Raw genomic sequence first — 26,020 nt, forward strand, 5'->3', positions numbered from 1 at the left:
TTATTTAAGCACTTTAATACTGCTCCAAGCCGCTTGATAAGCGTCTTCTAATTGATTTTTATCCAATTGAAATGCGCCTCTGTTTTGAGACATCATCAAAAAGGAGAGCGGATTAATGGCATAGGCATATAGTAGGTAGTTGGATAAGGGCTTGATGATGCCCTCCTTTTTACCGCGTTCCCATAAATCGAGTAGAGGCTGTAGATGTCGAATCCCTTCTTGTAAGCTTGGTTCATCAATTATGGGCGTATTATCACATTGTGCCAGAAACATGGCATTTTCAGATTCTTCAAGCTTGAAATCGGCGATACGTTTCCAAATGATTTCAAAACCTTCTGCAACAGACATCGTTTCATTATAATTCGCAAAAGCATACTTAGTGTATTCTGCCTTGACATCAATGTAAGTCTTATTGACCAAATCTTGCTTATTTTCGAAATAGAGGTAAATGGTCGCCGGAGACACATTGGCCATTTTCGCAATCTTATTCATAGAGGTGGCATGAAAACCATTGTCATTTACCAATTGAATTGTTGCTCTTACCAGTGCATTACGTTTGTCTATACTTTTTTGAAGTTGGGCCATAATTATTAAATTCTGATACAAAGGTATGACAAAAATGAACGTTCATTCTCTTTTTAACAAAACATTAAAAAGCAAAGATTATAAACAACAAAAACGTATAATTTTATGAGGTAGGAGCAGATCTAGAATCTGTGCTGCTATAAAAAAAGCCCTTCCAAAATGGAGGGGCTTTTAATGCAAATGTAAGTGTTAGGTTAAAACCTTAGTTCACCATTAACTTTTTAATCAGTCCCACATTGGCGCCTTTCAATTCCATAAGGTACATGCCGGTATGGAGATCCAAATACAATTCTTGTGTTCCGGTGTTTAAGGGGCTCTCAAAAATGAGCTTTCCTTCCAATGTATAGACATTTAAGGTATTAAATTCGGAATTGTTAGCGATAAATAATCTGCCCTCTGTAGGGTTAGGGTAGATGGCAATATTTTCCGAAGAGATAGGATCCACTCCCAAGAATACACAGTTTACAGGATCAAAGAGTACTTCTCCCAAGCTAGAATCGTCTACTTGGTGAACAATCACCGCTTCTGCATCTTCAAGGGTAATGGGTGCGTTGGCTTCATCCCAACAATTATTCATGGCCGATAGTGTGTTTGAGGTGTTGTTGTACAAGGCATAAGTGGTGCCGCCATTGCCGTTATCAGAGAATACATTTTGACCTGCATTCCCGTCGTCATCCCCAAGGTTAATAGAAGCGCCAGAAAGCACCGTGATACCCCATAAATTACGACGGATTTGGTTACCTCTGGCAACAACGTCCATACTGTTTGAGCCATTGCTCAAAGAAATCCCACTCCCGCCAAGGTTAGGGTTGTTCTGCGTATCATTATCCTCAATAATATTATCTCTTATATAAGCAAAAGAGTTACCTCCAACCACGGTAATCCCGTAACGGTTATCTTGTATGATATTGTCATCAATAATGGCCTTAACATTGCCACCAACAAGATTGGCCACGGCAATCCCTCCAACACTGGTTAAACTAACATCTCCTTTAATGGTATTCTGAATGATCTTTAAGGTATCTGTCGTCATGGTAGCACCCATGTTAATTTGGGGCCTGTTGGAATTTTCCTGATTGTTCCCCTCAATGTAATTGTTGAAAATATAAGCAGACACTGCATTGTTAGCCCCAGAACTAATGGCTGGGGTTTCATTAAAGGTAATGCTGTTGTTGGTGATTTGCGCGACGCCTCGAGACAGCGCAATCACACTTCCTGTAGCAGCGCCAGAAACATTATTGGTTACTGTACAATTGTTAAGGGTGAAGGTTTCGGTGAGCACACGCAGACCACCACCGTATTGAATAGTGGAATTTTGAATGTCCACCTCAGAAAACTCCTCAAACCTGAAACCCTCATAAGGTGCTGCGGTATCAATGGCGGTAAAAGTAACGTCTTCTGCAGTGACCGTAAAGGTCCCAAAAACCGTGATCAACAGCTCTGCGCCAATCTCTAAAGTAAGATCAGAATCAATCAAAAGGGTATCATTCTCAGAAATAGTAATATTTCCCACCATGGTATAGGTGGCTCCTGAAACCGACATCGTACTCGGACTCTCTGTTACCAGATCATCTAAGCTATAAATCATCCCGGTATTTGGGGTGGTATAGTCTTGTGCAAATCCCACGGTAATGATGCCGAAGGTTAAAAATAAATGGAGTAATCGTTGTGTCATAAAATTGAAATTTTAAAGTTTTTTCTAAAATTAAAAAATAAGCAAGGATGTGTGCTGTTAAAATCACTTTTTCTGTAGGAAATAGTTGAAGCCATTTGAATCCAGACCTAAAATTTCAGGAAAAGATAGCGGTTAAAAAAAGACGCCTATTTCGTTGGAAATAGGCGTCTTTAATGACTTAAATGATAGGCTTATCTTAAAGCGCTAAGAAAAACATAAACTGAACCTTCACTATAAGTAAAGCATTTTAAGTTACTGCTTTAGAAACCTAAACGTGTTTCCATTTGAGAATTCCATAAGGTAAAGTCCTTTGGAAAGGGTTTCAATAGTTAATCTGCTCTTAGGCTGAAGATCACCTTGCATGACTTCTCTTCCCATAACATCATAAATGCTAAAAGCTTCTGTTTGGGTTAAGCCTGTAATGCTAATCACATCGCTTGAAGGATTAGGGAACAATTTGAAAGCCATACGCTCAAAACCAGCCGCGCTTAAATTGGAAGGTTCAAAACGATACACGGTTCCGTTAGGAATCACACCATCTAATACTGCAAATTCAATGTCATCAGTGTCTGTAACTACAGAGACGCTTGGGTTTGTTGGAGAACCGATCAAGGTAATCGCTCCACTATCTCCCAAAGCACCAGTATCAAAGTTTATCGACTCCACTAAAACTACCGAAGAACCGCCAAGATCATCAAAGGCCAAATCAAGGTCGGTAATATTATTGGGGCCAAAGTGTATTTCAATACTATCATCTGCTTCAAACAACCATAATTGAAAATTGGTGAAATTGCTATTCGCCGCTCCATTGACTTCAACATCGCTATAAAAACCAACATTATTCCATTCCACTTTTAAAATACGGTTACCCGCCGTTCCTTCCAACTTATAGGAGATCGGAGAGAGTGAGCCCGTTGGAGTCCCACCCGTTTCACTATCATAGCCCCTGTCTATAATATCAGCGCCGTAGGGTTGCAAGATAGACACAAAGCCAAAATCATTAGGTACATTGACTAATAAGCCACCAAGTCCAATTTCAGAAAGATAGAACGTACTTAAGGGCACACCAAAATATTCAAAGTCAAAGCCAACAGGAATAATGAACGCTGGGTCATCCCAAGTGGCAGTACCGTTTAAAGACGTACTCCCCGTCAAGTTGCTATACTCTGCGGTAGCAATAAAAAAACTGTAAGATTGTGCCTGGCTTTTTAAAGCAATTGCACAAACAAAAACAAAAAGTAATTTTTTAAATTCCATATACAAATTTTGATCAGGTTAAACGGCTGAAATGTAGTCATTTTAAAAACACATAGGCTGCTAATTTTCAGGTCTCAAACGCGATTTTTTCAAAAAAGAACGCCGTGTTGCAATAAGAAAAGCGATATGTATACACCCTGTTTTAAAGCTAATAAATCCGTAAATTAGCGGCAACACAAAAAATCTTATGAAAATAACACTAAAGTATCTAACTCTAAGTACCCTCATACTCCTCATCTGTAGTTGTAATGAAGGGAGAGAGATGAGTTCTATACATCCCGAAAACTGGTCCAAACGCACCACCACTGTGCCTGCTAAGGATTCCTTGGAGTCTGGCACATCCTACCTTTCCATTTATTCTCAAATTTACAGCACCTCAGAACATAAAACCCATAACCTTACGGCTATGGTGAGCTTAAGAAATACGAGCATCTCAGATACCATTTATATCCTAAAAGCCGAATATTTTGACACCCATGGCAAACCCGTGCGTACCTATTTTGACAACCCCATCTATTTAGCACCTTTAGAAACTACCGAAATCATTATTGATGAGGTAGATATCACCGGAGGCACTGGATCTAATTTTATCTTTGAATGGAAAATCCCTGCAGGCACGCCGCAGCCTTTATTTGAGGGCATCATGAATTCTACCATGGGCCAACAAGGGTTGTCCTTCGCCACACAAGCAGTTCGAATCAAGTAATCGTTTAGCCTATATATTGTAATCGATGTAATGGATTTAAAGGAAACAGCAAAAGCATATAAGAAGGAGCAGTTTGACGACTTTGGCCTTGGTGAGAAAGCCACATCTGGGCATTATCGAGTATTGAACAAGGATGGATCCTTCAACATTAAAAAAGACAATGTACCGCTTCTGGAAAAAATCAACTTCTTCCATACACTGGTGTCCATGTCTTGGCCACGTTTTTTAGGCTTAATACTCTCTACCTACTTCTGTGTGAACCTGCTCTTTGCGTCCATTTACATGATCATTGGCGTTGAACACCTCACGGGAATCTATGGGGTCACACCTTTTGAACAGTTTACCGAGGCTTTTTTCTTTAGTGCCCAAACCATTACCACTCTTGGCTATGGGCAGGTAGCCCCTACAGGAATTTTGGCAAACATTGTAGCGGCTACAGAATCTATGATGGGGCTTTTAGGCTTTGCTTTGGCCACAGGGATGGTCTATGGCCGATTCTCGAAACCTGCCGCCAAACTTAAGTATAGTGATTATGCGGTAATGGCGCCTTATAAAGACATCAACGGTTTTATGTTTCGCGTGGTGAACCCGCACGGCAATCAGCTGCTTGAGGTAGAGGCTTCGGTCTCGCTCTCTATTTTAAGGGAAAATTCTGAACTGAGAAACTTCTATCCTTTAGATCTCGAACGTTCTAAAGTGGTGTTTCTTCCTGCGGTATGGACCATCGTGCATCCCATCACCAAAGAGAGTCCGTTTCAGGAGTTAAGTGTTGAAGACCTGTTCCGCAGAGATCTGGAGATCATCGTGGTCATTAAAGCTTTTGACGAAACCTTTTCCCAATCGGTCTACTCCCGATCGTCTTATAAATTCAATGACATCAAATGGGGTGAGAAATTCAAATATTTGATGTCTCATGAAAATGGAAGAGTCTCGGTAGATGTCAGTGGCATCAGCAGTACCGAGAAGGCTGAGTTGAATGAAGTGCGTTTTGATTGATTGAAGCTGTTGTAATCTTACAATTTACGACTGTTCAAATATCCCTTTAAGGCTTCTCTATACTTACTTCCTATAGGTATTTCAATAGTCCCGATGAGCACACATTTACCATTATATTGGCTAATTTTAGATAAAGGAACAATGTAAGATTTATGGATTCTCATAAATTGATGCCGTCTTAAAACATCTTCAAGGGATTTTAGAGTTTTTAGCACCATACAGAAATTATGTCCTGTTACTATTTTTGCATAATCCTTTAATCCTTGAATATAGTCAATATCTGCTACGGAAATTTGAATAAACTCATCACCTTCCTTTACAAAAAAAGAGGCTTCTAATTGGGGCTCTTGATCTTGTTCTTTTAAACGTTCAAAACGTTGTATGGCTTTGGTGAATCGTTCAAAAGAAATAGGCTTTAATAAGTAATCCACAACTTCAAGGTCAAAACTTTCAACCGCATAGGCACTGTAAGAAGTGGTCATCACAAATAGTGTTTGGCCTTGAGATAGGGTCACAAGCTCAATACCAGAAACCTCAGGCATAGCAACGTCTGTGAAAGCAAGATCAATGTCATGTCCCTCGTTTAAATAGTTAAAAGCAGCTACCGAATTGGTAAAGGTCTTTACGACCTCAATATTAGAAAATCGTTGTAAATGATGTAAAATCACATCTATGGCTAAAGGTTCATCATCAATAATGATAGTTCTATATAAATTCATGTCTTTAAGGTAAGTTTAAGATAAGCACTATAGGTCTTTTCTGAAGTGTTCAGGTCTAATTGTGAGGTTTTAGGGTACACTAAATTTAAGCGTTTTCTCATAGTAATGAGTCCTTTACCTATTCTATCAGATTCTTGAAAATGTTGTTTGGCAAACAAACTGTTTTCAACTTTAAATGAAAGCACGTTAGATTTTAGATGTAAACTAATGGTCACAAAAGCATTATGGTCGTTGGTATAAAAACCATGTTTAAAAGCATTTTCCACTAAAGTAATGAGAAGAAATGGGGCTATCCATTGTCCATCAGGAGTATCGCCTTCCGTAGTAAATTTTATGTTCGCACTTGTACCAAATCGCATGTGCTCAATAGAGATATAAGCATTTATAAAATCGAGCTCGCGACTTAAAGGTACTTGATCCCTTTCCATATCATCGGTGAGATAACGCATCATATTCGAGAGTTTCATGATGTACTCAGAGATGTCAGCATTCTTTTTGAGGGATAAACTATAGAGGGAATTGAGAGCATTGAATAAAAAATGAGGGTGTAATTGCTCTCTAAGTAATTGCTCCTTAGCCAAAGTTAACTCACGCTCTATTTTCTGTTGACGATTAAAAACGTCTAAATGTTGCACAACATATAACATCAAATAAAATAATAAGGTTTGCCCTAAAAGACTTTTAAAGTACTTAAAGGCATTACTAAAAGAAGCATCACTATGTATTCTAAAGTCCTTTAGGCCTGCAAGTCCAAATAGTAAAAACACAAATACAAGCACCCAAAATAAACGTTGCCAATCACTTCTCAATTTAAAAACAAAAAATACGAGCGCCGTTGCAATAAAGCCGCTAAGAGCATTTTCTACGGCATCACTGGTAAGAAAGAACAGCCAATCATCTGGCAAGGTCTGTAGCGCCTTATAAATGACGCTAATGATAATAACCGCTACAAACCCAATATTGAAAATAAGTTGGATGGCTTTTATCAGTTTGGGAGATTGGTATGTCATATCAGGCATCAATTAGAGGTCATACTGTAAATATAGACAAACACCGTTAACGAGCGTCGAGCAGGAGCAGGGGCTTGTCGATTCTCAATACCCATAGGTCGATAAGGTTTTAAAATTATTTCTAATAATCATAGGTTGCCACTCAATTTAAATAAAACATAATGAAAAATTATTTCTTCTTATTCTTCATATGCCTGCTGTCAATAATAGGGTACGGCCAACAATTACAACTAGAAAAGGCATCACCATTTACCGCCGTAAAATGGACCAATGACATGCCTATTGTACAATACGAGAATGAATGGTATGAGCTTCTACAATTGGGCAATCATACCGCTACAGCACTGATAGCCTTTTGTAAGGAGCAGTATGGTGATAAATGGAAAAAACGATTTTCAGAAGATTTGGTAGAGGTCTTAAAGGCTATGGGAACCCCGCCTAATACGCAAGTAAAATTAGTATTATCCAAGAGGACTTCTCAAAAAGAGGTTTTGGGGACATATACTCGCCAGAATAGAGATCAAGTCTGGGCATATAGCAAGGCTCAAGAACATATCATAAAAACCATGCCTGCGGCTCAGGCTATGGCAGATATTTCGGAGTTTCAAAACAGCCTTGAAAACCAATCGTCTTACATTCAAATTACAGATTATGATTACAAAGCCGCTCTTAAAAATCTAAAAACCAAGGTTAAAGCATCTCAAAATCCGATTGATATCAACTGGTTAGCTCATGAATTAGCGCAAATTATGGCAGAGATTGGAGATCGTCATTCTTCAGTAAAGAATGAAGGAATGGTCCCTATAGGTGAAACATCCGCCAATTGGCAATTGCCATTTTCATTAGCATCACTGCAGCATGAAGCAGTCGCTCTAAATTGGCTGGAAACCAAAGAACACTATGGTTATGTTTATAAAAAATATCCTTTTGTAAAAACCATAAATGGTAAGTCCATTACTAAGCTAATAGATAGCTTGGCATATCGATCTAAAAAGGCACCAAAAGAAGCAAAGTTTTCAAGAGGACTCGCTGAAATAGAGGAACTCGGCATGTTACACTTCAAAAACAACTTAAAGTTAAAAAAAGAGATCACCTTAAGGTTTACTAACGGTAAAACAGATACCATCGTCAAGCTACAGTTACAAAATAAGAATATTCAATATGAATCCGCACTAAAGAGAACGCTAGCCTTAACATCCAAAGCCATTCAGCAAGGTGATTTTACAACGATGGCCCGTCGTTTATCGGGAAACATTGGTTACATCGCGCTTCCTAGAATGTATCACTTTAAAGACATTCAAGGGCTAGAACAGTATATAGACAGCACCTTAATATCCTTCTTAAATACAAAAGCTTTAATTATTGACTTACGCTTTAATCCGGGAGGGCGCAGAGATCTCATTCAAAAATTTGCTAAGTATCTCATCCCAAAATCTCATTCACCGTGGGTAGCCAATGTAGCGTATCTACGTACATCCCAAAAGCATGAGGTACACGCCTCTATGTCCAATAGGTTATTGTATCCAAAAAACTCAAAAGTATTTAATGATCAAGACAAACGGGCTATAGATGTGTTTCTAAAGAACTTTAAGAGCCAAAGGTCTTTTGACAAATCGAAATTTAGTGCTCCTCATGTGATGGTTTTAAAAAGTGGTGATACGCCGTACAAGAAACCAGTGTACATTCTGGTAAATCAAGATAGTTTTAGTGCAGCTACCGTATTCACCAGTGCTTTTGCAACTTTACCCAATGTACAGATTGTTGGCGTTACTACAGATGGTTCTAGTGGCAATTCAGGGGTCATCCATTTATCCAATTCCAGCATCAGGCTAAGAGTGTCTACCATGCTCTCATTTCAGAGAAACGGATCTACATTAGACGGCAATGGCACAGAGCCCGAGATCTATATTCCAGAACCTGAGAGACAGATTTTATATGGATCAGACCAACAACTGCAACAATTACTCAAGATCATTAATGCACAATAAATCAAGACACCGCTGCATACTGCTGTAAAAGGTCTAAAGACACATATTTCAAGGCCAATGCATGCGTGGCATTTAAATCCACCAAAGGCGCTACATTGGCTTTTTCAGCTTGTTTCCAACGAGAGACACACAAACACCATTTGTCGCCAGGTTGTAATCCAGGGAAATTCCATTGCGGGATGGGCCGCATCAAATCATTGCCTTTAGAGGCAGAGTATTCTAAAAATTCTTGGGTAACAATGGCGCAAACCACGTGCGTACCCACATCATCTGGCGTGGTATTGCAAAAGCCGTCTCGCAAGTAGCCCGTCATCGGGTCGCAAGAGCAATTTTCTAAAGGAGTACCAAGAACATTGAGACTTTGGGTTTTACTAGTCATAGAAGTTGTTTTTAAGTTGAATTGTAAAGATACTATTTGGTAAGCGCATGCATATGATATGAGAAACTTGTCTAAAAAGAACACCCTTAACTTTTTTCTTTAAAGCTATTTGAAAGTAACAATATTAAAATCTGCATTAAAATGAAGTCTTAAAAAACGTTCAAATCTATTTAAGTTACTTTTGTAAGACTAAAATCAACAGCATTGATAAACCAATACCTAGAAGAGGCCAAGCGTGAACTGGTAAATGGCCATGCCAAAAAAAGACATCCCTTTCGATACTTCGTTTTAGCAACAAGTGATGGCAATACCCCACGTCTAAGAACGGTTGTGCTGCGCAAAACTTTTTCAGATTTAAGCTTATTATGCTTTACAGATGATCGCACTCAGAAAATAAGCGATATCAAGCATAACCCAGCGTTCAGCGCTTTATTTTACAATCCCAAAAAACAATTACAAATTCGTTTAGAGGGAACTGCAGCACTCATTACCGATAGCACTCAAATTGAAAGCTATTGGCATACTGTTCAAGCATCATCACGAAAAGATTATACCACCAATCGTTCACCTGGCACACCGATAGCTGCTCCAGAAGCGGTTAATTATAGCTCTGAAGAACAGCATTTTTGCGCTATCAAACTCCTACCAAATACCATGGAGTATTTGCAATTAAGCCGACCTAATCACATTCGTGTTTTATTTTCAAAACAGGACCAAGACTGGTTTGGTCAGTTTTTAGTACCTTAATTAAGAATGTGCTAAATAAAACAATGAGTACCGTTCTATCAATAGCTGTTAGCGCTTAAGTTTCAGAAATTGTACTTAGAAAGATAAAGCATCTCATGATTTAAGACCGGCAGCCCTTTGAAAGTTTTAGCGCTTTAGAACACATTGCAATTGGAGACCTGTGAACGCTGTACGGATTAATAGTGCAATTCATCTTTGATTTCAGTACCGATGTCATTTTAGAGCGGAGATTCGCTTTGAATTTCGCTTTGATTTGAGATTCAATTTGCGATCGTATTTTGGCTTTAATCTTAGATTTGAGTTTCGCCTTTATCTTGTTCTTGATCATCCTTCGTAATATCATAACTTTTTAGTTAAAGATAAGGCTTTTTGTTCTGGAAATTGCTAGATTACTTAAACAGAATAAAACGATATGATTTTACAAAGGTGTTGCTATAGAGCGAGCACATCTATATCGAACGTTTACTTGGTGTTTAATAATACCTATTATCAAAAGCCGCTGAGATGTTCCTCAAAAACAAGAGCCTTAAATTTTAAACAAATTCAAGCGCCATAGCCCAATAATAAAATCTAAAATTACCACTATTCAAACGTATGCCGTTGCTCTGCAACCACCGAGGCGTTTAACAATTGGTGAAATCGTCTGATGCTATCAAAATCTTTGGTAATGGCTTCGGAAACCGCAATCCCAGAAATCCCCGTCTCCAAAATGCCTGCCACATCTTCAATCGTAATGCCACCAACCGCCAATATCGGCGTTTCAGTATGCAGCACGTCCATAATGGCGGCATAGCCCTTTATCCCCAAAACTTCAGGCAGAGGCGCTTTGGTGTTGGTAAACCGAAACGGTCCCAAACTAATGTAATCTACCTGGGCTTCAATCAAGCGCTCACAATCCTGCAAGGTGTTGGCCGTAGCACCAATCATTTGCCAAGAATACAAGTGTTTTCGAGCTTCGGTAGGAGAGACGTCACTCGGTCCCAAATGCACCCCATCAGCCTTAACCGCTTTGGCAATTTTGTAATGGTCGTTAATAAGCAATCGGGTTTGAAAATGAGCCGTCACCTCTCGAGCCTCTTTGGCAATCTTTAAAACCCGTTTCTCGCTCACATCTTTTAAGCGCAACTGTACCAACTCGGCGCCAGCAGTGCAGGCACGTTGTATATGGTCTAAATGGGCTTTGGGTGAGTCGCCTTGGGAGATATAATGAAGTTTAGGAATAATCATCGTCTGTGGTGTTTTAAAATTCAAAGATCGTCATTTATAATGGCTTCGGAAATGGGATGGAGTGTAAAGATAAATAGTTTAAAGGGAAATGGGGTTACTCTGAATAAGGGAAGGCTCTAAGCATAAAACGTATTTTAGGCCTCCACTTGGAACGAATTGTTAAAACTATCTCTACGTTCGTTAAAATTTTGTGCCAAATGGCACTATCATCTATTTTCGCGCACTTATGCCATGGTCAGCGTAAAGATCTCACCAGGTAATATTTAGGATATAAGCACTGGTGATGTCAAGATACACTTCTATAAAATCAATTGTTGTAAGGCTATTTATAGTTTTTCTTTTTAGCTTGCCAATGCAAATTAAGGGGCAGAACGTCGATAATTTGAAAGAGTTTTTTACCTTTTATCCCAACAGAAAAGCTGTCGAGCAGGATTCAACCATCTATGAACAAAAGTTCATTACGGCACCTGTTGTAAGCTATTCTCCCGAAACCGATTTTGGCTTTGGCATTGGCGCTAAATACCTCTTTAAATTCAATGGCAGTGGTGAGGAAACCAGAGTCTCTAACATGCCAATGACCTTACAGTACACGCTTAACCAACAGTTTTTTCTGTATTCTGGTTTTGAGGTCTTTACCAACCAAGAAGAATGGGTGATTGAAGGCAATTTGTTATTCCAAAATTATCCGCGATTGTATTACGGCATAGGAAGTGATACTCCTGATAGTGCAGAAGAACAATACGATTACTATCAGTTTTTATTAGAGCCTATTTTTCTAAAACAACTATTTCATCGCTATTTGTTTATCGGGGCGGGATTTAGATACAACCACATCTATAAAACTGAATTTGATCCTGAAGGTCTTATTGCCCAAGAAGCTATTAACGGATTTGATGGCTCCACCTCAGTGGGAGCAGAGGTGGCCATGCTGTATGACAGTAGGAGCAACATCCTAAATGCACAAAACGGTTGGTATCTCGAGTTTACCCACGGCATCTACGGAAAAGTATTGGGAGGCACCAATAGCTTTAATCTCACCCGTTTTGATTTGAGACATTATATTGACGTGTCAAAAAAAAACAATGACATCATTGGCGTTCAAGTGCTAGGGCGGTTTTCTCGTGCCGATTTACCCTTTTCAGAATATGCCTTCTTTGGCAGTAGTGAGATCATGCGTGGCTATCAAGAAGGACGCTTCGTAGATCGCGATTTACTGGCCACTCAAGTGGAGTACCGAAAGAATTTTGAAGATACCAGATGGGGTTTGGTAGGATTTATAGGTACTGGAGACGTCTACCATAATGTCAATCAATTTCAGTTTAAAAATCTAAAACCCAATTATGGAGTCGGCGCCCGCTTTATGATCGACAAACAAGAAAATCTCAACCTGCGCTTCGATTTGGGCTTTGGTAAAGGCACCAACGGTTTTTATTTGGGAATTTCCGAAGCATTTTAGAATAGACGCAATTTTGACTGCTTAGTAATAGTTCCTAAAGCCTCCATATGTCTTCGGAAGGCTGGTCGCGTTTGAAGGATGACCCATCAATAACCGTCATTAATGATAGCTTCAGAAATAGAACACCTCAATAATAACAGCCGTTCAAACAAATCGCACCACATCCAAAACCCCATTCGGAACAGAATAGTATGACATCCCTATCATTTCTAGAATTCATTACATTTACACAAAAAATAAAGGCTTGGATTCATTAACCCAAATCGTACTAGGCGCCGCAGTAGGGGAAGCGATATTAGGAAAAAAAATTGGTAACAAAGCCTTACTGTATGGGGCCATAGCAGGAACCATCCCCGATTTAGATGTGCTTGCCAATTACCTCACCGATACGGTAACCGCCACAGAACTGCACCGCGGTTTTAGCCATTCCATACTGTTCTGCCTTATCGTAGCTCCGTTATTAGGAGCGCTGGTCAACAAGATAGAACGCCGCTATAATTTGGGCTTGAAACCTTGGGCCCAGCTTTTTTTCTGGGGACTCTTCACGCATCCCATATTGGATGCCTTTACCACCTGGGGCACACAATTGTTTTGGCCGTTCCAAACGCGCTTGGCATTCAATTCTATTTTTGTGATAGATCCCTTGTACACTTTGCCTTTTTTGGCGTGTACCGTAGCACTGATGTTCTATAAGCGTAATTCAAAAACCAGACGTAAGCTCAACCAGATCGGTATCATCATCTCCACCTTCTATTTGATCAATACCGTCGTCATCAAATATGCCGTTCACAACCGCTTTGAAAAAGCTTTAAACGAGCAGCAGTTAAGCTATTCTAAAATAAGTACCAGACCCTCACCAATGAATACCGTCTTGTGGAATGCCAATATCGAGACCAAAGACAGCTACCTCATTGCAGACTATTCTTTATTAGATACCAAACCCATAAGCTTTACAAGCTACCCAAAACATAGGGAGCAATCACAAGCCATCAGGAAACACCCCAAAGTGCAACGCTTAATCGCCATCTCCAATGGCTGGTTCTTAATGGAACAAAAAGCAGACCAATGGTATTTTTATGACCTTAGGTTCGGACTCCTCCCGAAAAAAGACCAAACGGAAAGCTTTGTATTTGCCTATACCCTAAAAGAAGACAACGGCGCACTCACCGTTCAAGAAGTGCCAAAGTCTAGTGAAGACGCTACCTACGCCATGAGCGTTCTTTGGCAACGTCTCAAAGGCAATTAAACATTTTACGGAAATGAAGACTATCTAATTGATGAAGGAACTTATTATTTAAGATACGGAGCAATAACTGTTTTCGATAAAGGCAAATACATCACTGCTTGAAAAAATCCTAACAGAGTTCCACTTGTATTTGCTAAATTAGGTGATTAAAACATGCGTCAAACTACCCCCAATTACTTTATGATGCATTTACCAACGAACTTGCAAAACAAATGATTCAAGCTAAACATTGCGATTTATGCGCATACTCAAAAAGGGGTTTGGAAAATGGTTTGACTTGTGGTTTGACAAACAAAAAACCGACATTTAAAAACACCTGTTCTAGTATAGAATTCAGTAAGTCGCTTAGAGACTACTTGCCTGAATTGTTGAATAAAATTGAACAATTAAGAAAACGAAAAAGATCTGTCTATTTGAAATTTATAGTTTGTGCACTAATTGGGTTGATCATAATGGTTGGGAGCGGTATAAAATTGATGCATGGATTTGAAATGGACTTTGATTATTCAGATTATTTGAATTTTAAAGGCAGTTTGCTAATGCTTTTGGTTGGATTTTTTTTACTATCAAGCGCCTTCTGGATTCTAAATAAATACAAAAAAGAATTCATAAAATTTGAATCTGATAAGAGAGCAATTGAATCGGTTCTTGATAATTACGACATTGATATCAAAACAATAATTAAAAGTAGAAATTAAATAAGAACAACACCAGAACAACGTGTCTAATTAAAGGCTTAATTCATTCCCTAAGTGTCGTTTTCTTTTACTAAATTAGAGTATAGACAGCGCAAACAACTATACATGATGGCGTTACAACATTTTTGAAATCCGACGCAATGGAAGAAAATTACTCAATATTTAGAAAATTTCCGACTTTAGAACAAGCAAACGAATTGCAAGAGTTACTAAAAGAAAACGGAATTGAATCTTCGTTGGCAGACAATGTCCCATCAGTGGACGCTACGTTTACTGGAAACACATTGCAAAACGAAATTGAAGTTCGTATAAAACAATCCGACTTCAAAAATGCCGAAGATCTTCTTGAAAAGAAAGCGGAAGAATTAATTGATCACATCGACAAGGAGTACTATTTATTCGACTTCACCGATGAAGAGCTTTATGAAATTTTATTAAAGTCAGACGAATGGAGTGCCTTAGACTATAGTCTTGCGCAAAAAATTTTAAATCAAAGAGGGAAAACAGTTGATAAGGCACTTTTAAATTCTCTAAAAAGTGAAAGATTAAAAGAATTGGCAAAACCTGAAGAAGATCAAAAATCTTGGATTATTGCTGGCTATATTTTTTCTGTTTTAGGAGGTTTATTAGGGATAGTCATCGGTTATTTTCTATGGACTTCTAAGAAGACTTTACCCAACGGACAAAAAGTGTTTTCGTATTCGGAAACCGATAGACAACATGGTAAATATATATTTTACATTAGTGTAATCATTGGACCAATAGCTTTACTTTTAAAAGTGTTTGGCCAAATTTAAATGCTTAAGCATCGTCGCTCACACAAACTATAATTTTATGTCGAATTCTAGACGACTCACAAAAACCCTAGCAAAGATCTCTGCACAAAACCCCAACCATAACACATAAAAAAATCCCGATTTCTCGGGATTTTTTTTAAGCCATAGGCCTATAATTGTTATTTAAAGCTAAGCTTATTGTTGCTCACTTGGTACAATGTACATATCATTAATATTCACCCGTTTTGGTTGGGTCAACGCGTAATGAATGGCATTGGCAATATCCTCAGCCTCAAGCGTGGTCATTTTTTGCATCTCCTTCATTTTTTCTTGGATGTCCTCATCGGTAATAGTATCCGTCAGTTGGGTATCTACTGCACCTGGCTCAATCGAGGTCACGTTGATGCCATATTCTGGCGCCAGTTCTTGTCTAAGCCCTTCAGAAAACATTTTTACGGCCGACTTCGTTGCACAATACACGGCACCTCCAGGAAAATAACGGTGCGCTGCCATAGAAGAAATATTCACGATATCGCCGTTTTTATGCTCCATAAGTTGTGGTAAAACGGCTGCAACTCCGTTTAGTACCCCTTTAATGTTCACGTCCACCATTTGTTCCCACTCGTCGGTTTTCAATTTGTTAACGAAAGAGAGGGGCATGAGTCCGGCATTGTTGATTAGCCCATCTAACTTGCCATAAGTCTCCACGGCTTTATCTACCGCTTTTTTAAAGTCGGTTTTACTGGTGACATCACCTGCGGCCACCAAAGCCTCACCGCCGTTATGCGTTATCTTTTGTTGTAATACCTGTAATTCATCTTCACTTCTCGCCATTAAAACCACCTTAGCGCCATCTTCGGCCAGTTTGTGAGCGGTGGCTTTACCAATGCCGCTAGAAGCTCCTGTAATCAATATAACTCTGTCTTGTAAATTCATGTTGTTTTTGTTTTATAGTTCGTTACCGATAACTTAACAATTAAGCAGCAATGTTTGAAGCTCAAATGCCACAGAGTCTGACTCATAAGGCCAAAAACGCCAAAATTGGTGATAAAGTTTTGTTAATTGAAACCACATGATCATAGTGAAGCAATAGCAGCTAAAATGAAATTAAAAACTTAAAACGCTGTAACAAATTCAAAAACCCTTGGTCTAATACCTTGAATGTAAACAGAAACCGCAAAAAAAAATCAATCCAATGAAAACAACAGTCTTAAAAATAATGAGCACAGTGTTGCTGTTCGTAGGCTTTCTTCCGCAAGCAAATGCACAGGACATTACAGGAGCTTGGGAAGGCACACTCACCGCCCAAGGTGCCGAGATTCCATTAACATTTCACATTACCAAAAGTGATAATGTCCTGTCTTCCACAATGGATAGTCCATCACAAGGGGCTATGGCAATTCCTATGGATGTCACTACCTTTGTAAATGACACATTAACGATTCAGTTTAATCAAGCTGGAATAAAATACATAGGCACCATGTCTAAAGACAAAGTTACAGGAACCTTCCATCAAGGGTCTAACGAGCTAGCATTAACGCTCAACAAAACCGTAAAAACGCTACCTGGCAACACAGCCTTACCGTCCTCTCAAGAGGAATTGGACAAATTGGCGAGTTATAGCCCTATAAAAAGCTATAAATATTCGGTGGCAGATTATTTTGCCAAACCAAATGCCAGCGCCTTTAATTTTTCGCCCAACGGGACCTATTTATCCTATAAGGAAAAAGATGCCAACAAAAAAAACCACGTTTACGTCAAAAATCTGGAAACAGAAGCAGTGACGCGGGTCATTGAAGAAAAAGAGGAGCTCATTAGAGGCTTCGGCTGGGCCAATGATAATAGACTCATCTACATTATGGACAAAGGTGGTAATGAAGATTATCACTTATATGCCGTTGATCTTGATGGTACTAACCAAAAGGAATTAACCCCTTTTGAGGGCGTAAAAGTCAACATCCTTAGTAATTTAAAAGAGGATAAAGACCACATGATCATTTCCATGAATCAAAATAACCTTCAAATCTTTGAACCCTATAAAATCAACATCGTTACTGGAGAGCTAGAGCAATTGTACAACAATGAGGATGCTGCCAATCCCATTAATGGCTATGATTTTGATAAGGATGGCAATTTAAGAGGATTTACAAAATTACGCAACGGTGTCAATATGGATCTATATTACACCACCGACGGTAAAAATTTTGAGGTACTTAAAGCCTTAAGCTGGAAAGACACCTTTAGTATTTCGTCTTTCAATTATGCTACCGAATATCCGCATGATGCCTACGTGATTTCAAATTTAGAGAGTGATAAGGTGCAAATCTACCTCTATGATTTAAAGGAAGACAAAGTCATTAAGAAGCTATTTTCCAACGATAATTATGACGCCGCTGGCTTATCCTTATCCAGACACAGAGGGTATGAGCTGGATTATTTTTCATACGAAGGCGAAAAAAGAGTGGTGGTTCCTCAAAGTGCGTATTATAAAAAACTGCACCAAAAAATCACTAAGAAATTTCCAAATTACAGCTATTCCATTGTAGATAACACCGATGATGAAAGCAAATACTTGATCTTTCTCCAAAGCGACAAGCTGTATGGCACTTACTATGCTTATGATGCCAAAAAGGACGAGTTCCAGTTATTATACAATCTCATGCCCAATCTCAATGAAACCGATATGGCAGAGATGCGTCCCATTTCCTTTAAAAGTAGAGATGGCAAAACCATTCATGGGTATATTACCTTGCCAAAGGAAGCCGTCAATGGCAACAAGGTACCCGTGATTGTGAACCCTCACGGTGGGCCACAGGGCATTAGAGATTCTTGGGGGTTTAATCCAGAAGCACAATTGTTCGCCAGTCGTGGGTACGCCACGCTACAGGTTAATTTCAGAATTTCTGGGGGCTATGGCCGTGAGTTTCTAGAATCTGGATTTAAGCAAATTGGCAGAAAGGCCATGGATGATGTTGAAGATGGCTTACAATACGTCATTGACCAAGGTTGGGTAGATAAAGACAATGCCGCCATTTATGGGGGTAGTCATGGTGGTTATGCCGTATTACGTGGTCTTACCAAAACGCCCGACCTTTATGCCTGTGGGGTAGATTACGTTGGAGTCTCCAACATTTTTACCTTTTTTGATTCTTTTCCAGAATACTGGAAACCCTATAAAGAAATCGTAAAGCAAATTTGGTATGATGCTGATATTCCTGAGGAAAAAGCAATCATGGAAGAAGTATCGCCCGTGTTTCATATTGATAAAATAAAAAAACCATTGCTTGTGGTGCAGGGTGCTAATGACCCAAGAGTAAACATCGATGAGTCAGACCAGATTGTTAATGGTTTACGTGCCAAAGGTGTTGATGTGCCCTATATGGTAAAATATGACGAAGGCCATGGGTTTGGAAAAGAAGAGAACCGCATTGCGCTCTACGAAGCCATGATGGGCTTTTATGCCAAACATTTAAAAGAAAATTTAGAACAGCCTATAAAAGACTAAGCACAGTCTTAATAGTAGCATTTAAAAAGCCCCTTAATAATTTAAGGGGTTTTGCATTTAAAAAGGGTGCTTATAATATTATGGAAAGGTTAAATAAGTTAGGGGAGTGGGTCTCATTTTTTGATGATTGAATGTTATTTTAGTGGATAAGTTTAAGGTGTAAAGCCTTATATTTGAGGAGCTGTAACTAGTTCTATGCAATTTAACCAAACCATATGCCAAAAACAATAAGTCAAGGATTTGACATTCTTCATACTAGACTTACACCAAACACTACTGAATCAAACGCAGTAAAAAATCATCGAGCTTCTATAAAAAGCTGTCTTGAAAATAATTTTGGTATGATAAATTTTTTTAAAACGGGTTCAAATGGCATTGGCACAAGCATAAGAGGTTATAGCGATACGGATTATTTTGCAAGTATACCAACAAAAAATCTCAAAGAAAATTCTGCTACGACTTTAAGGGAAATTAAAGAAGTACTTCAAAAAAGATTTCCAACAACTGGGGTTTACATAGATAGTCCTGCTGTTGTCTGTCCATTTGGTACTCAAAATACCGAAACAACAGAAATTGTTCCTGCTGACTTTATAAGATTGCATAATGGAAATAACATCTATGATATTCCAGATGGAAATTCGGGCTGGATTAAAGCTGGACCAAAATCTCATAATCAATATGTAAGTGAAATCAACAAGAACTTATATTTTAAGGTAAAACCTTTGATAAGATTTATTAAAGCTTGGAAATATTATTGTAATGTACCAATTTCTTCATTCTATCTCGAAATGAAAATTGTTCAATATGCAAAAGACGAAAGGTATATAGAATATTCTATAGATATTATGAAAATAATGGCATCATTACTTGATAATAATCTACCTGCTCTACTTGACCCAACGGGTATATCAGGTTATATTTATCCTTGTTCAACTGAAGCTAAAAAAAAGGATTCATTATCTAAACTTGCAACTGCAAAAAGGAGAAGTGCTAATGCTAGAACTTCAGAATATAATGGAAATCTAGAAGATGCCTTTTATTGGTGGAATCTCTTTTTTAACGAAAAATACCCTTCATACTATTAATTATGAATACAATTATACAAGACCAAAATACAGAACCGTATTTAAGGCTATTAAAAGCTCAAAACTCTGCGTATGATAAAGCAAAGAAATTTCAAATTATTGATATAATTAGTATAATAATAGCATTGTCACCGACAGTATTATTATTCTTTGACTTAAATCACGCCACACTAGTTGCTGTAATTGGTGTTATTTGGACATTAATTTCTATTTTTTCACAAGTTTTTATGGATAAGCAAACCAAAACTGGAGCAATTATTCAAGACCAATTTGATACGGATTTATTTAAAATCGAACGAAATGAAATTTTAGTTGGAGATAAAATAGAAATCAGTAAAATACTTGAATTAAGTAAACGAAATAAAAACAAACACTTAACGAATTGGTACTCAACAAAAATTAATACAAATTTAAAACACGAAATTGCAGTTCTTCTTGCTTATAAATGTAATGCCATTTGGGGGAAATCTCAAAGAACTCAATTTACAACTTTTATAAAAGTTATGATTGTTTTATACTATGGAGGAATGATTGCATTATCTCTATACAAGAATACAGGATTATTCGATTTAATTGTTTGGTTAGCACCTTCAATTCCAGCATTAGTTTTTGGAACAACAACAATAAAAGCTCAAAATGGAATAATTGAAACCTACGAAAGGATAAACAAAATCATAGATAATTTATACAAGGAGTTCAAAGAAAACAACTCAATTCCTAGCAACATTGAGTTAAGACAAATTCAAGACTTATATTATACACAAAGATTGATATCTAATAAAGTACCTAATTGGTTTTATAATATTTTCAAGAAAAAAACAGAAGGAATTGCAGATGAGTCGATTGAAATAATGATAAACGAATAAAAACTGCATAGAGCAACGTATATATCTCCTATCTAATCAGTTGCTTAATCGAAGCTAAGGCATTTTTGGAAGTCCGCTAAATTTTTTAATTTGGCTTATTGAAAAGAAAAGGTAATAATAAAATTAAAAAATTCGGCTCGTGCTTAACCGAATAGTTATCGCTAATTTACATGCTATGAGCCATTTATAATACCGTTGTGTACAATTAATAAAATCCAACCAAACTTGAAAAAATCATTTGAAATAGAATTTGACTGGAAAGATTACTTCGTAGTGTCAGAAAATTATGTAAGGCAAAAAGAACATTCTGAAATAGAATTTAAAGAAAGTTTTCACAGCCCAAGACATAAGGACAAAAAATTACATAAATGGATTGCAAGTTTTGCGAATGCAAACGGCGGATTAATTATTTACGGAGTTAAAAACAATGGAGAATTAGTAGGATTAAAAAATGACAAACTTCAAGATTTTGACAATAAAGATTTGTCTCAAGAACTACTTGACTATTTTGCGCCAGAAATAGAGTTTGAATTATTCATCAAAGAAATAAATGAGCTTAAAATTGGTTTTTTATATATTCATAAATCTAAAAACAAACCTGTCGTTGCTATAAAAACAGCAAACAACAATATACAAGAAAGTGATATTTTCTATCGTTATCCTGGTCAAAGCAGGCGAATATCATATGGAGATTTACGAAACATAATTGAGGAAAAACATAAAGAATTAAATGATAATTGGCTCAAATTAATCAATAATGTTGCTACCATTGGAGTTGAAAACATTGGACTTCTAAACATTATAAACGGAGAACTCATTGGTTCTAAAAACAAATTACTAATCCCAGAAGAACTATTGAAAAAAGTTTCCTTTATAAATGAAGGTAAATTTGTTGAGAAAGATGGAGCACCAACACTTAAGTTGATAGGAGATGTTCAGCCACTTGATAGCAATAAAATAATTCAACTTGTAGAAAACAAATATCACATAATAACTCATTTTGAATTATTCAATTCATTTTTTGAACAAGAATTGGACTCTGATAGTGCTAGAGAGTTTTTTAGGAGAGTTTTGTACGAAAACACAGTTTATTACCCAATTTACTTTTACATTTCAAAATCAAATTTGAATCAAACACAGATATCAGAATTACTCAAGACTGAACAAGGCAATAAGGTTGATGATATGAGAAAACGATTTAAACTTGAAAAAAGCAATTTTTCGAAATTTAAAATAGGTAATATAACAACAGGTTCAGACGCAGCAAAAAAAATAACAAAAGCAATAAAAGAGTTAACAGAAAATAAACAAATCAATTTTAAATCAATTAGTACAAGGGAATTAAGATATTATATTCAAGCCATAACTCATCTTAAAGAAGACGAGATAAATATGCCTTATATTATGAGAATTCTAAAAGATATTTATGATAATTGTTTTAATCAATCTGGAACGACAAAATCGTTTATCCGAAAAGCTATTTGTCACATAGATTTAATTTTATTTGGAAAAGAATTTTATGAATCATAATAACTGTACACAACAAAGTACTGTGGTAAAAAACAAGTAAAATTCCATTAATTTCTCACTAGCTTACTCTTATATTCTTGATCAAATATCAAACCTGATTTAGCTATAGCAAATGCTTGTTTCAACAGCTTATTGCATACCGCTATTAGCGCAAGTTTTTTGCTCTTTCCCTTAGCGACGATTCGCTCATATAAATCACGACAAGCTTTATTGTATTGACAAGCGTTAAAACTGCACATAAATAATAAATTTCTAAGTTTCTGGTTTCCTATTTTACTTATTCGTGGCCTCCCTTTTACACTGCTTCCACTTTGCCGTATCACTGGCGTTAAACCTGCGTAACTGCATAACTCACCTGCACTTGTAAAACGATCAAATCCACCTGTTAAAACCACTAGCGTAATGGCTGTTTTAGGACCTATACCAGGTATGGTTTTTAATCGCGTTAACAAATCTTGATGAACCTCTTTTACCAAAACTAATAACTTGTCCTCTAATAGTTTTATCTCTCTCTGGAGCTGTCTTAAACTACGTTTTAAAGACGTCAACACGACCTTACTAGGATTGCCCAATACAGACTCACCATGTAATTTGTTTTTAAGCATAGTGCTCTGTTTTGTATAAACAGAAAGAGCTCTAGTGATTTGAAGACATTCTATTTCATTCTTAGAGTTGCCTTTCCAAAGCTTTAAGTCCACCTGCTCTGCATAAGAACAAATAAGTTTTGAATCGCTCTTGTCGGTCTTAATTTTTGATAAGCCCATCTGAATAAAACGTTTAACAGATAATGGATTCTCTACAGATACTTTTATACCTGATTCTAATAAATGGTACGCTAACTGATAATGATAATAACCCGTAGCTTCCATTACACAATGACTAGTGTTATTTAAGAGTTTTGTAAACTTCTCAAAGCCCAATCCATTGTTTCTAAACTGATAATAATTACCATCAGAATCTGTAACATCGAATACTAACGCACTAATGTCAATACCAAAATATTTAATATCTTTATTCATAAGAAAATGTTTTTTGAAAGGACAATCTACGCGAGTTTCAACGACTTGAAAGCGAGGTCTAAAAGCCTCATAGAACTGTACGAAATCTGTGTAGAAAAGAGAGGGGGTTTTCAATGTTGACGAGATCTAGGTCTCTGCGTGTATATTAACCTTATTCCTCTCTTTTGTCTTTTCTGTTTTATACTTAAATTTAGTGAATTGTAAACTTAAGCAGTGTATAATTCATTGCTAGTACTCGCCTACTTACGAAAATCCTCGCGGATTTTCTATTTGGTTTGTATTTGCTGAAACACGCAATAAACCTTATACAATTACGTTGCCTGCAAGCTGAAAAAAACATTAAGAATGACAAAAAACATTGCACTTCTGATTTTAATTTTTATTATTTCAAATTGCTCTGCACAAGAAAATTTAAAAGACTTTTATTATCCATTTTTCAATAAAACAGAAACCAAAGTTTATAAATACGTAGATAAAAACGACTCGACAAAAATTGAGTATTGGAAAGTAATATCAATTCCCGAAACAAATGAACTGAAAACAGTTTCATATGATTCTGACTTTAACGTTTATAACACTTTTGATGAAATTATAACTGAAAGTGGAGCTGAACTAACTGCTTACTCTGACTTTGAATTGAATGACAAAGGAGAAAGAAAGGAGATTAAAGCCAAAGTAATCGATAAAGATGTTTACAAGTGGAATGGAGACAATGAATTTACTTATTCTGTTAAATATGTAAATAAATATGGCCGTTTCGACTTCAAAAAGAAAAGAGCGAAATCTGGACTTGAAAATATTACTGTAAACGGAAAGAAATACCAAGCAGTGAAATTTAGAGACGAATATTTAATTTTAGCACTTGACCACGATGTTGAGCAGAGATTTTATCAAGATGCATTCTATGTGAAAGACATTGGAATGATAAAATATAAAAGGAAAATCCCAATTCAACACGATCTAATCGAATTGGAATTAGTGGAAATCCTATCAGAATCGAAATTTGAAAAAATAAAAGCCAGCAGGTAACACCGTATATAATTTATTGCTAGTTCTAGCCTACTTACCTAAATCCTTCTGGTTTTTATTTGCTAAATTAAGTGATTAACCATAAATCTAACTATACACAAGTACGTTCGCAAACATTAAAGTAAAATCCCCAGAATGAAAATTTCTAAAAATAAGATTTTAACTATTTTGGTAAGTCTGATCGGAATATTGAATTACGGACAAAGTAAAATTAATTCTGATATAATATCCACTTGGAAATTCATCGAAAACAAAACTGAATCAAATCAGAATAAGATTGATGTTGGGGAATTAGTCATCTATGGTGACGATGGTGAAATTGAAAAATCCGTAACAGAAAATGGAAAAAATTATAAATCAAATGATAAGAATTTTATTTATGTAAAAATTGATAAGAATTTCATAACACAGTATTACTATGGTAATGCATATCGATATAAATATACTTTGAAAGATAATACAATTAAAGTAGGTCAATATGTCTTAAATATTGTCTCTTTAACAGAAGAAATATTGATATTAATGGGTGAAAAAGAATTAAAATTTGAAAAAGTTGAAATTGATTTGAATTCGTATAGACTTTACAAGAATAAAGAACCAGTTTATGGTCTATTCAATCCACTTATTCTGTTTTCCTATCCAAATGGCTAGGGGTTTATTGATAGTAAAATAACGTCTGCTAGCATTCCCCACTCGCTAGCGCTCGTTTTAAACGAGTGCTCGTACAGTTTATCAAAGAGTATTCATTTCTATATTCGTCAAGGCTTACCGGCATCTACCTTACAATAAAAAGACATCCATATGGAAAGCCTTATGTCTGGGATATGCCGTAAGGTTAAGAATGCAACAACGTAAAGCAACCTATTTAAAATTATAAATTCGATATTAAAAACATCTTAGAAAAAGATGAATTCGAAACTAAAAAATATAATTTAGTCTATCAAAATTAAGAACACATCATGGTGTTACAACATTAAATTCAAAAGCAAAAAAAAGACTTAAAATGGATATAGAACCAATAACCTATTACTTTGACTTTATTAATAGAAATGCGATCACCGTAAAACAAAAGCAACCATTCTTTAATTGGGTAAGCGCTGTGTTTCCTGATGACGCACCTATGACCCAAAGCGATGAAAACAATATTTATCTCTTACGAGAAATGGACAACAACCAAAAAACACGCCATTGGATAAAAAACAACTTCGACAAAATTTTCTCAAATGAACTAAACGATTGGTGTATGGACGAGACCGAATGGCCACAAAAAAGAACATTCAAAATGTTTTCGGAATGGTTTGATATCGAAGTAAGCTCAATGGTACTAGATTTAGAAGAGTCTCCAATTACTAAAGGATAACAATGTACTGTCCTAAAAAAACAAGTGAAAAGGCGTTACCATTTCACGAGAACACTTCGACAGGTAGCAAACAGTGTTGATCTATTTTAGAACATAGTTGAGTCAGTTAGGGGAGTGGGGTCGTTTTTTGAGGGTTAAATCTTATCTAATTTGTTGATCTG

The 26,020-nt window shown here is 36.8% G+C and carries 24 protein-coding genes; 15 read left to right on the forward strand and 9 right to left on the reverse strand.

Annotated elements, in window-relative coordinates:
- The 3 genes from P176_RS0118155 to P176_RS20160 all read right to left on the reverse strand — a co-directional run bounded on the left by P176_RS0118155 (position 1) and on the right by P176_RS20160 (position 3,517).
- Positions 1-585 (reverse strand): TetR/AcrR family transcriptional regulator, encoded by a 585-nt coding sequence (locus tag P176_RS0118155; RefSeq protein WP_026756039.1) that lies wholly within the window; start codon positions 583-585, stop codon positions 1-3.
- A 202-nt stretch (positions 586-787) separates the two neighbouring features.
- Positions 788-2,260 carry a T9SS type A sorting domain-containing protein gene (locus tag P176_RS0118160; protein WP_026756040.1) on the reverse strand — a complete coding sequence of 491 codons (1,473 nt, stop codon included), beginning with the start codon at positions 2,258-2,260 and terminating at the stop codon, positions 788-790.
- A 252-nt stretch (positions 2,261-2,512) separates the two neighbouring features.
- Positions 2,513-3,517: a T9SS type A sorting domain-containing protein gene (locus P176_RS20160; protein WP_051605563.1), complete on the reverse strand. Its 1,005-nt coding sequence runs from the start codon at positions 3,515-3,517 to the stop codon at positions 2,513-2,515.
- Positions 3,518-3,704: 187 nt separating this feature from the next.
- Between P176_RS20160 and P176_RS0118170 the strand changes: the two genes are divergently transcribed.
- Positions 3,705-4,223: a DUF3124 domain-containing protein gene (locus tag P176_RS0118170; protein ID WP_037349048.1), complete on the forward strand. Its 519-nt coding sequence runs from the start codon at positions 3,705-3,707 to the stop codon at positions 4,221-4,223.
- A gap of 30 nt (positions 4,224-4,253) precedes the next feature.
- Entirely contained in the window at positions 4,254-5,219 is a 966-nt protein-coding gene (locus tag P176_RS0118175; RefSeq protein WP_026756042.1) for an ion channel, read from the forward strand.
- Positions 5,220-5,236: 17 nt separating this feature from the next.
- On the opposite strand, the gene P176_RS19810 is transcribed toward P176_RS0118175, so the two are convergent.
- Positions 5,237-5,938 (reverse strand): LytTR family DNA-binding domain-containing protein, encoded by a 702-nt coding sequence (locus P176_RS19810; RefSeq protein ID WP_051605564.1) that lies wholly within the window; start codon positions 5,936-5,938, stop codon positions 5,237-5,239.
- Positions 5,935-6,948: a sensor histidine kinase gene (locus tag P176_RS20165; RefSeq protein WP_197022184.1), complete on the reverse strand. Its 1,014-nt coding sequence runs from the start codon at positions 6,946-6,948 to the stop codon at positions 5,935-5,937. Before P176_RS20165 ends, P176_RS19810 begins: the two co-directional genes overlap by 4 nt.
- Before the next feature lie 161 nt (positions 6,949-7,109).
- Between P176_RS20165 and P176_RS0118190 the strand changes: the two genes are divergently transcribed.
- Positions 7,110-8,936 carry a S41 family peptidase gene (locus tag P176_RS0118190; RefSeq protein WP_037349049.1) on the forward strand — a complete coding sequence of 609 codons (1,827 nt, stop codon included), beginning with the start codon at positions 7,110-7,112 and terminating at the stop codon, positions 8,934-8,936.
- Position 8,937: 1 nt separating this feature from the next.
- On the opposite strand, the gene P176_RS0118195 is transcribed toward P176_RS0118190, so the two are convergent.
- A complete protein-coding gene (locus P176_RS0118195; RefSeq protein WP_026756044.1) occupies positions 8,938-9,315 on the reverse strand; it encodes a DUF2237 family protein in 378 nt (125 codons plus the stop codon).
- Between the two features lie 204 nt (positions 9,316-9,519).
- Between P176_RS0118195 and P176_RS0118200 the strand changes: the two genes are divergently transcribed.
- Entirely contained in the window at positions 9,520-10,062 is a 543-nt protein-coding gene (locus tag P176_RS0118200) for a pyridoxamine 5'-phosphate oxidase family protein (RefSeq protein WP_026756045.1), read from the forward strand.
- 582 nt (positions 10,063-10,644) lie between these two features.
- Here P176_RS0118200 and thiE read toward each other — a convergent pair.
- On the reverse strand, positions 10,645-11,289 hold the full coding sequence (gene thiE / locus P176_RS0118210) for a thiamine phosphate synthase (RefSeq protein WP_037349051.1): 645 nt from the start codon (positions 11,287-11,289) through the stop codon (positions 10,645-10,647).
- 283 nt (positions 11,290-11,572) lie between these two features.
- Here thiE and P176_RS0118220 point away from each other — a divergent pair, with 283 nt between their 5' ends.
- The 4 genes from P176_RS0118220 to P176_RS0118235 all read left to right on the forward strand — a co-directional run bounded on the left by P176_RS0118220 (position 11,573) and on the right by P176_RS0118235 (position 15,486).
- Positions 11,573-12,745: a BamA/TamA family outer membrane protein gene (locus tag P176_RS0118220; RefSeq protein ID WP_026756048.1), complete on the forward strand. Its 1,173-nt coding sequence runs from the start codon at positions 11,573-11,575 to the stop codon at positions 12,743-12,745.
- A gap of 244 nt (positions 12,746-12,989) precedes the next feature.
- Positions 12,990-13,991 (forward strand): metal-dependent hydrolase, encoded by a 1,002-nt coding sequence (locus tag P176_RS0118225; RefSeq protein ID WP_026756049.1) that lies wholly within the window; start codon positions 12,990-12,992, stop codon positions 13,989-13,991.
- 212 nt (positions 13,992-14,203) lie between these two features.
- Positions 14,204-14,689, forward strand: a complete 486-nt coding sequence (locus tag P176_RS0118230; RefSeq protein ID WP_026756050.1) for a hypothetical protein — start codon at positions 14,204-14,206, stop codon at positions 14,687-14,689.
- Between the two features lie 140 nt (positions 14,690-14,829).
- Positions 14,830-15,486 carry a hypothetical protein gene (locus tag P176_RS0118235; protein ID WP_026756051.1) on the forward strand — a complete coding sequence of 219 codons (657 nt, stop codon included), beginning with the start codon at positions 14,830-14,832 and terminating at the stop codon, positions 15,484-15,486.
- 174 nt (positions 15,487-15,660) lie between these two features.
- Here P176_RS0118235 and P176_RS0118240 read toward each other — a convergent pair whose 3' ends face one another.
- The gene (locus tag P176_RS0118240) at positions 15,661-16,401 is read right to left on the reverse strand and encodes an SDR family oxidoreductase (RefSeq protein ID WP_026756052.1); all 741 of its coding nucleotides are present in this window, start codon (positions 16,399-16,401) and stop codon (positions 15,661-15,663) included.
- A gap of 283 nt (positions 16,402-16,684) precedes the next feature.
- On the opposite strand from P176_RS0118240, the gene P176_RS0118250 reads away from it, so the two are divergent.
- The 4 genes from P176_RS0118250 (at position 16,685) to P176_RS0118265 (ending at position 22,451) form a co-directional block, all read left to right on the forward strand.
- Positions 16,685-18,970: a S9 family peptidase gene (locus P176_RS0118250; protein ID WP_051605619.1), complete on the forward strand. Its 2,286-nt coding sequence runs from the start codon at positions 16,685-16,687 to the stop codon at positions 18,968-18,970.
- A gap of 215 nt (positions 18,971-19,185) precedes the next feature.
- Positions 19,186-20,055, forward strand: a complete 870-nt coding sequence (locus P176_RS0118255) for a nucleotidyltransferase (protein WP_026756054.1) — start codon at positions 19,186-19,188, stop codon at positions 20,053-20,055.
- A 2-nt stretch (positions 20,056-20,057) separates the two neighbouring features.
- Entirely contained in the window at positions 20,058-20,921 is an 864-nt protein-coding gene (locus tag P176_RS0118260; RefSeq protein ID WP_026756055.1) for an S-4TM family putative pore-forming effector, read from the forward strand.
- Positions 20,922-21,146: 225 nt separating this feature from the next.
- Entirely contained in the window at positions 21,147-22,451 is a 1,305-nt protein-coding gene (locus P176_RS0118265) for a helix-turn-helix domain-containing protein (protein WP_037349055.1), read from the forward strand.
- A gap of 47 nt (positions 22,452-22,498) precedes the next feature.
- Here P176_RS0118265 and P176_RS0118270 read toward each other — a convergent pair whose 3' ends face one another.
- Positions 22,499-23,470, reverse strand: coding sequence for an IS110 family transposase (locus P176_RS0118270; RefSeq protein ID WP_026752976.1), 972 nt, complete (start codon positions 23,468-23,470; stop codon positions 22,499-22,501).
- A 345-nt stretch (positions 23,471-23,815) separates the two neighbouring features.
- On the opposite strand from P176_RS0118270, the gene P176_RS0118275 reads away from it, so the two are divergent.
- The 3 genes from P176_RS0118275 (at position 23,816) to P176_RS19820 (ending at position 25,859) form a co-directional block, all read left to right on the forward strand.
- Positions 23,816-24,499, forward strand: coding sequence for a hypothetical protein (locus tag P176_RS0118275; protein WP_026756057.1), 684 nt, complete (start codon positions 23,816-23,818; stop codon positions 24,497-24,499).
- 135 nt (positions 24,500-24,634) lie between these two features.
- The gene (locus tag P176_RS0118280) at positions 24,635-25,150 is read left to right on the forward strand and encodes a hypothetical protein (protein WP_026756058.1); all 516 of its coding nucleotides are present in this window, start codon (positions 24,635-24,637) and stop codon (positions 25,148-25,150) included.
- A gap of 352 nt (positions 25,151-25,502) precedes the next feature.
- A complete protein-coding gene (locus P176_RS19820) occupies positions 25,503-25,859 on the forward strand; it encodes a hypothetical protein (RefSeq protein WP_051605566.1) in 357 nt (118 codons plus the stop codon).
- Positions 25,860-26,020: the final 161 nt, after the last annotated feature.

The sequence above is a fragment of the Sediminibacter sp. Hel_I_10 genome (genome assembly GCF_000688335.1).
GTDB lineage: Bacteria > Bacteroidota > Bacteroidia > Flavobacteriales > Flavobacteriaceae > Psychroserpens.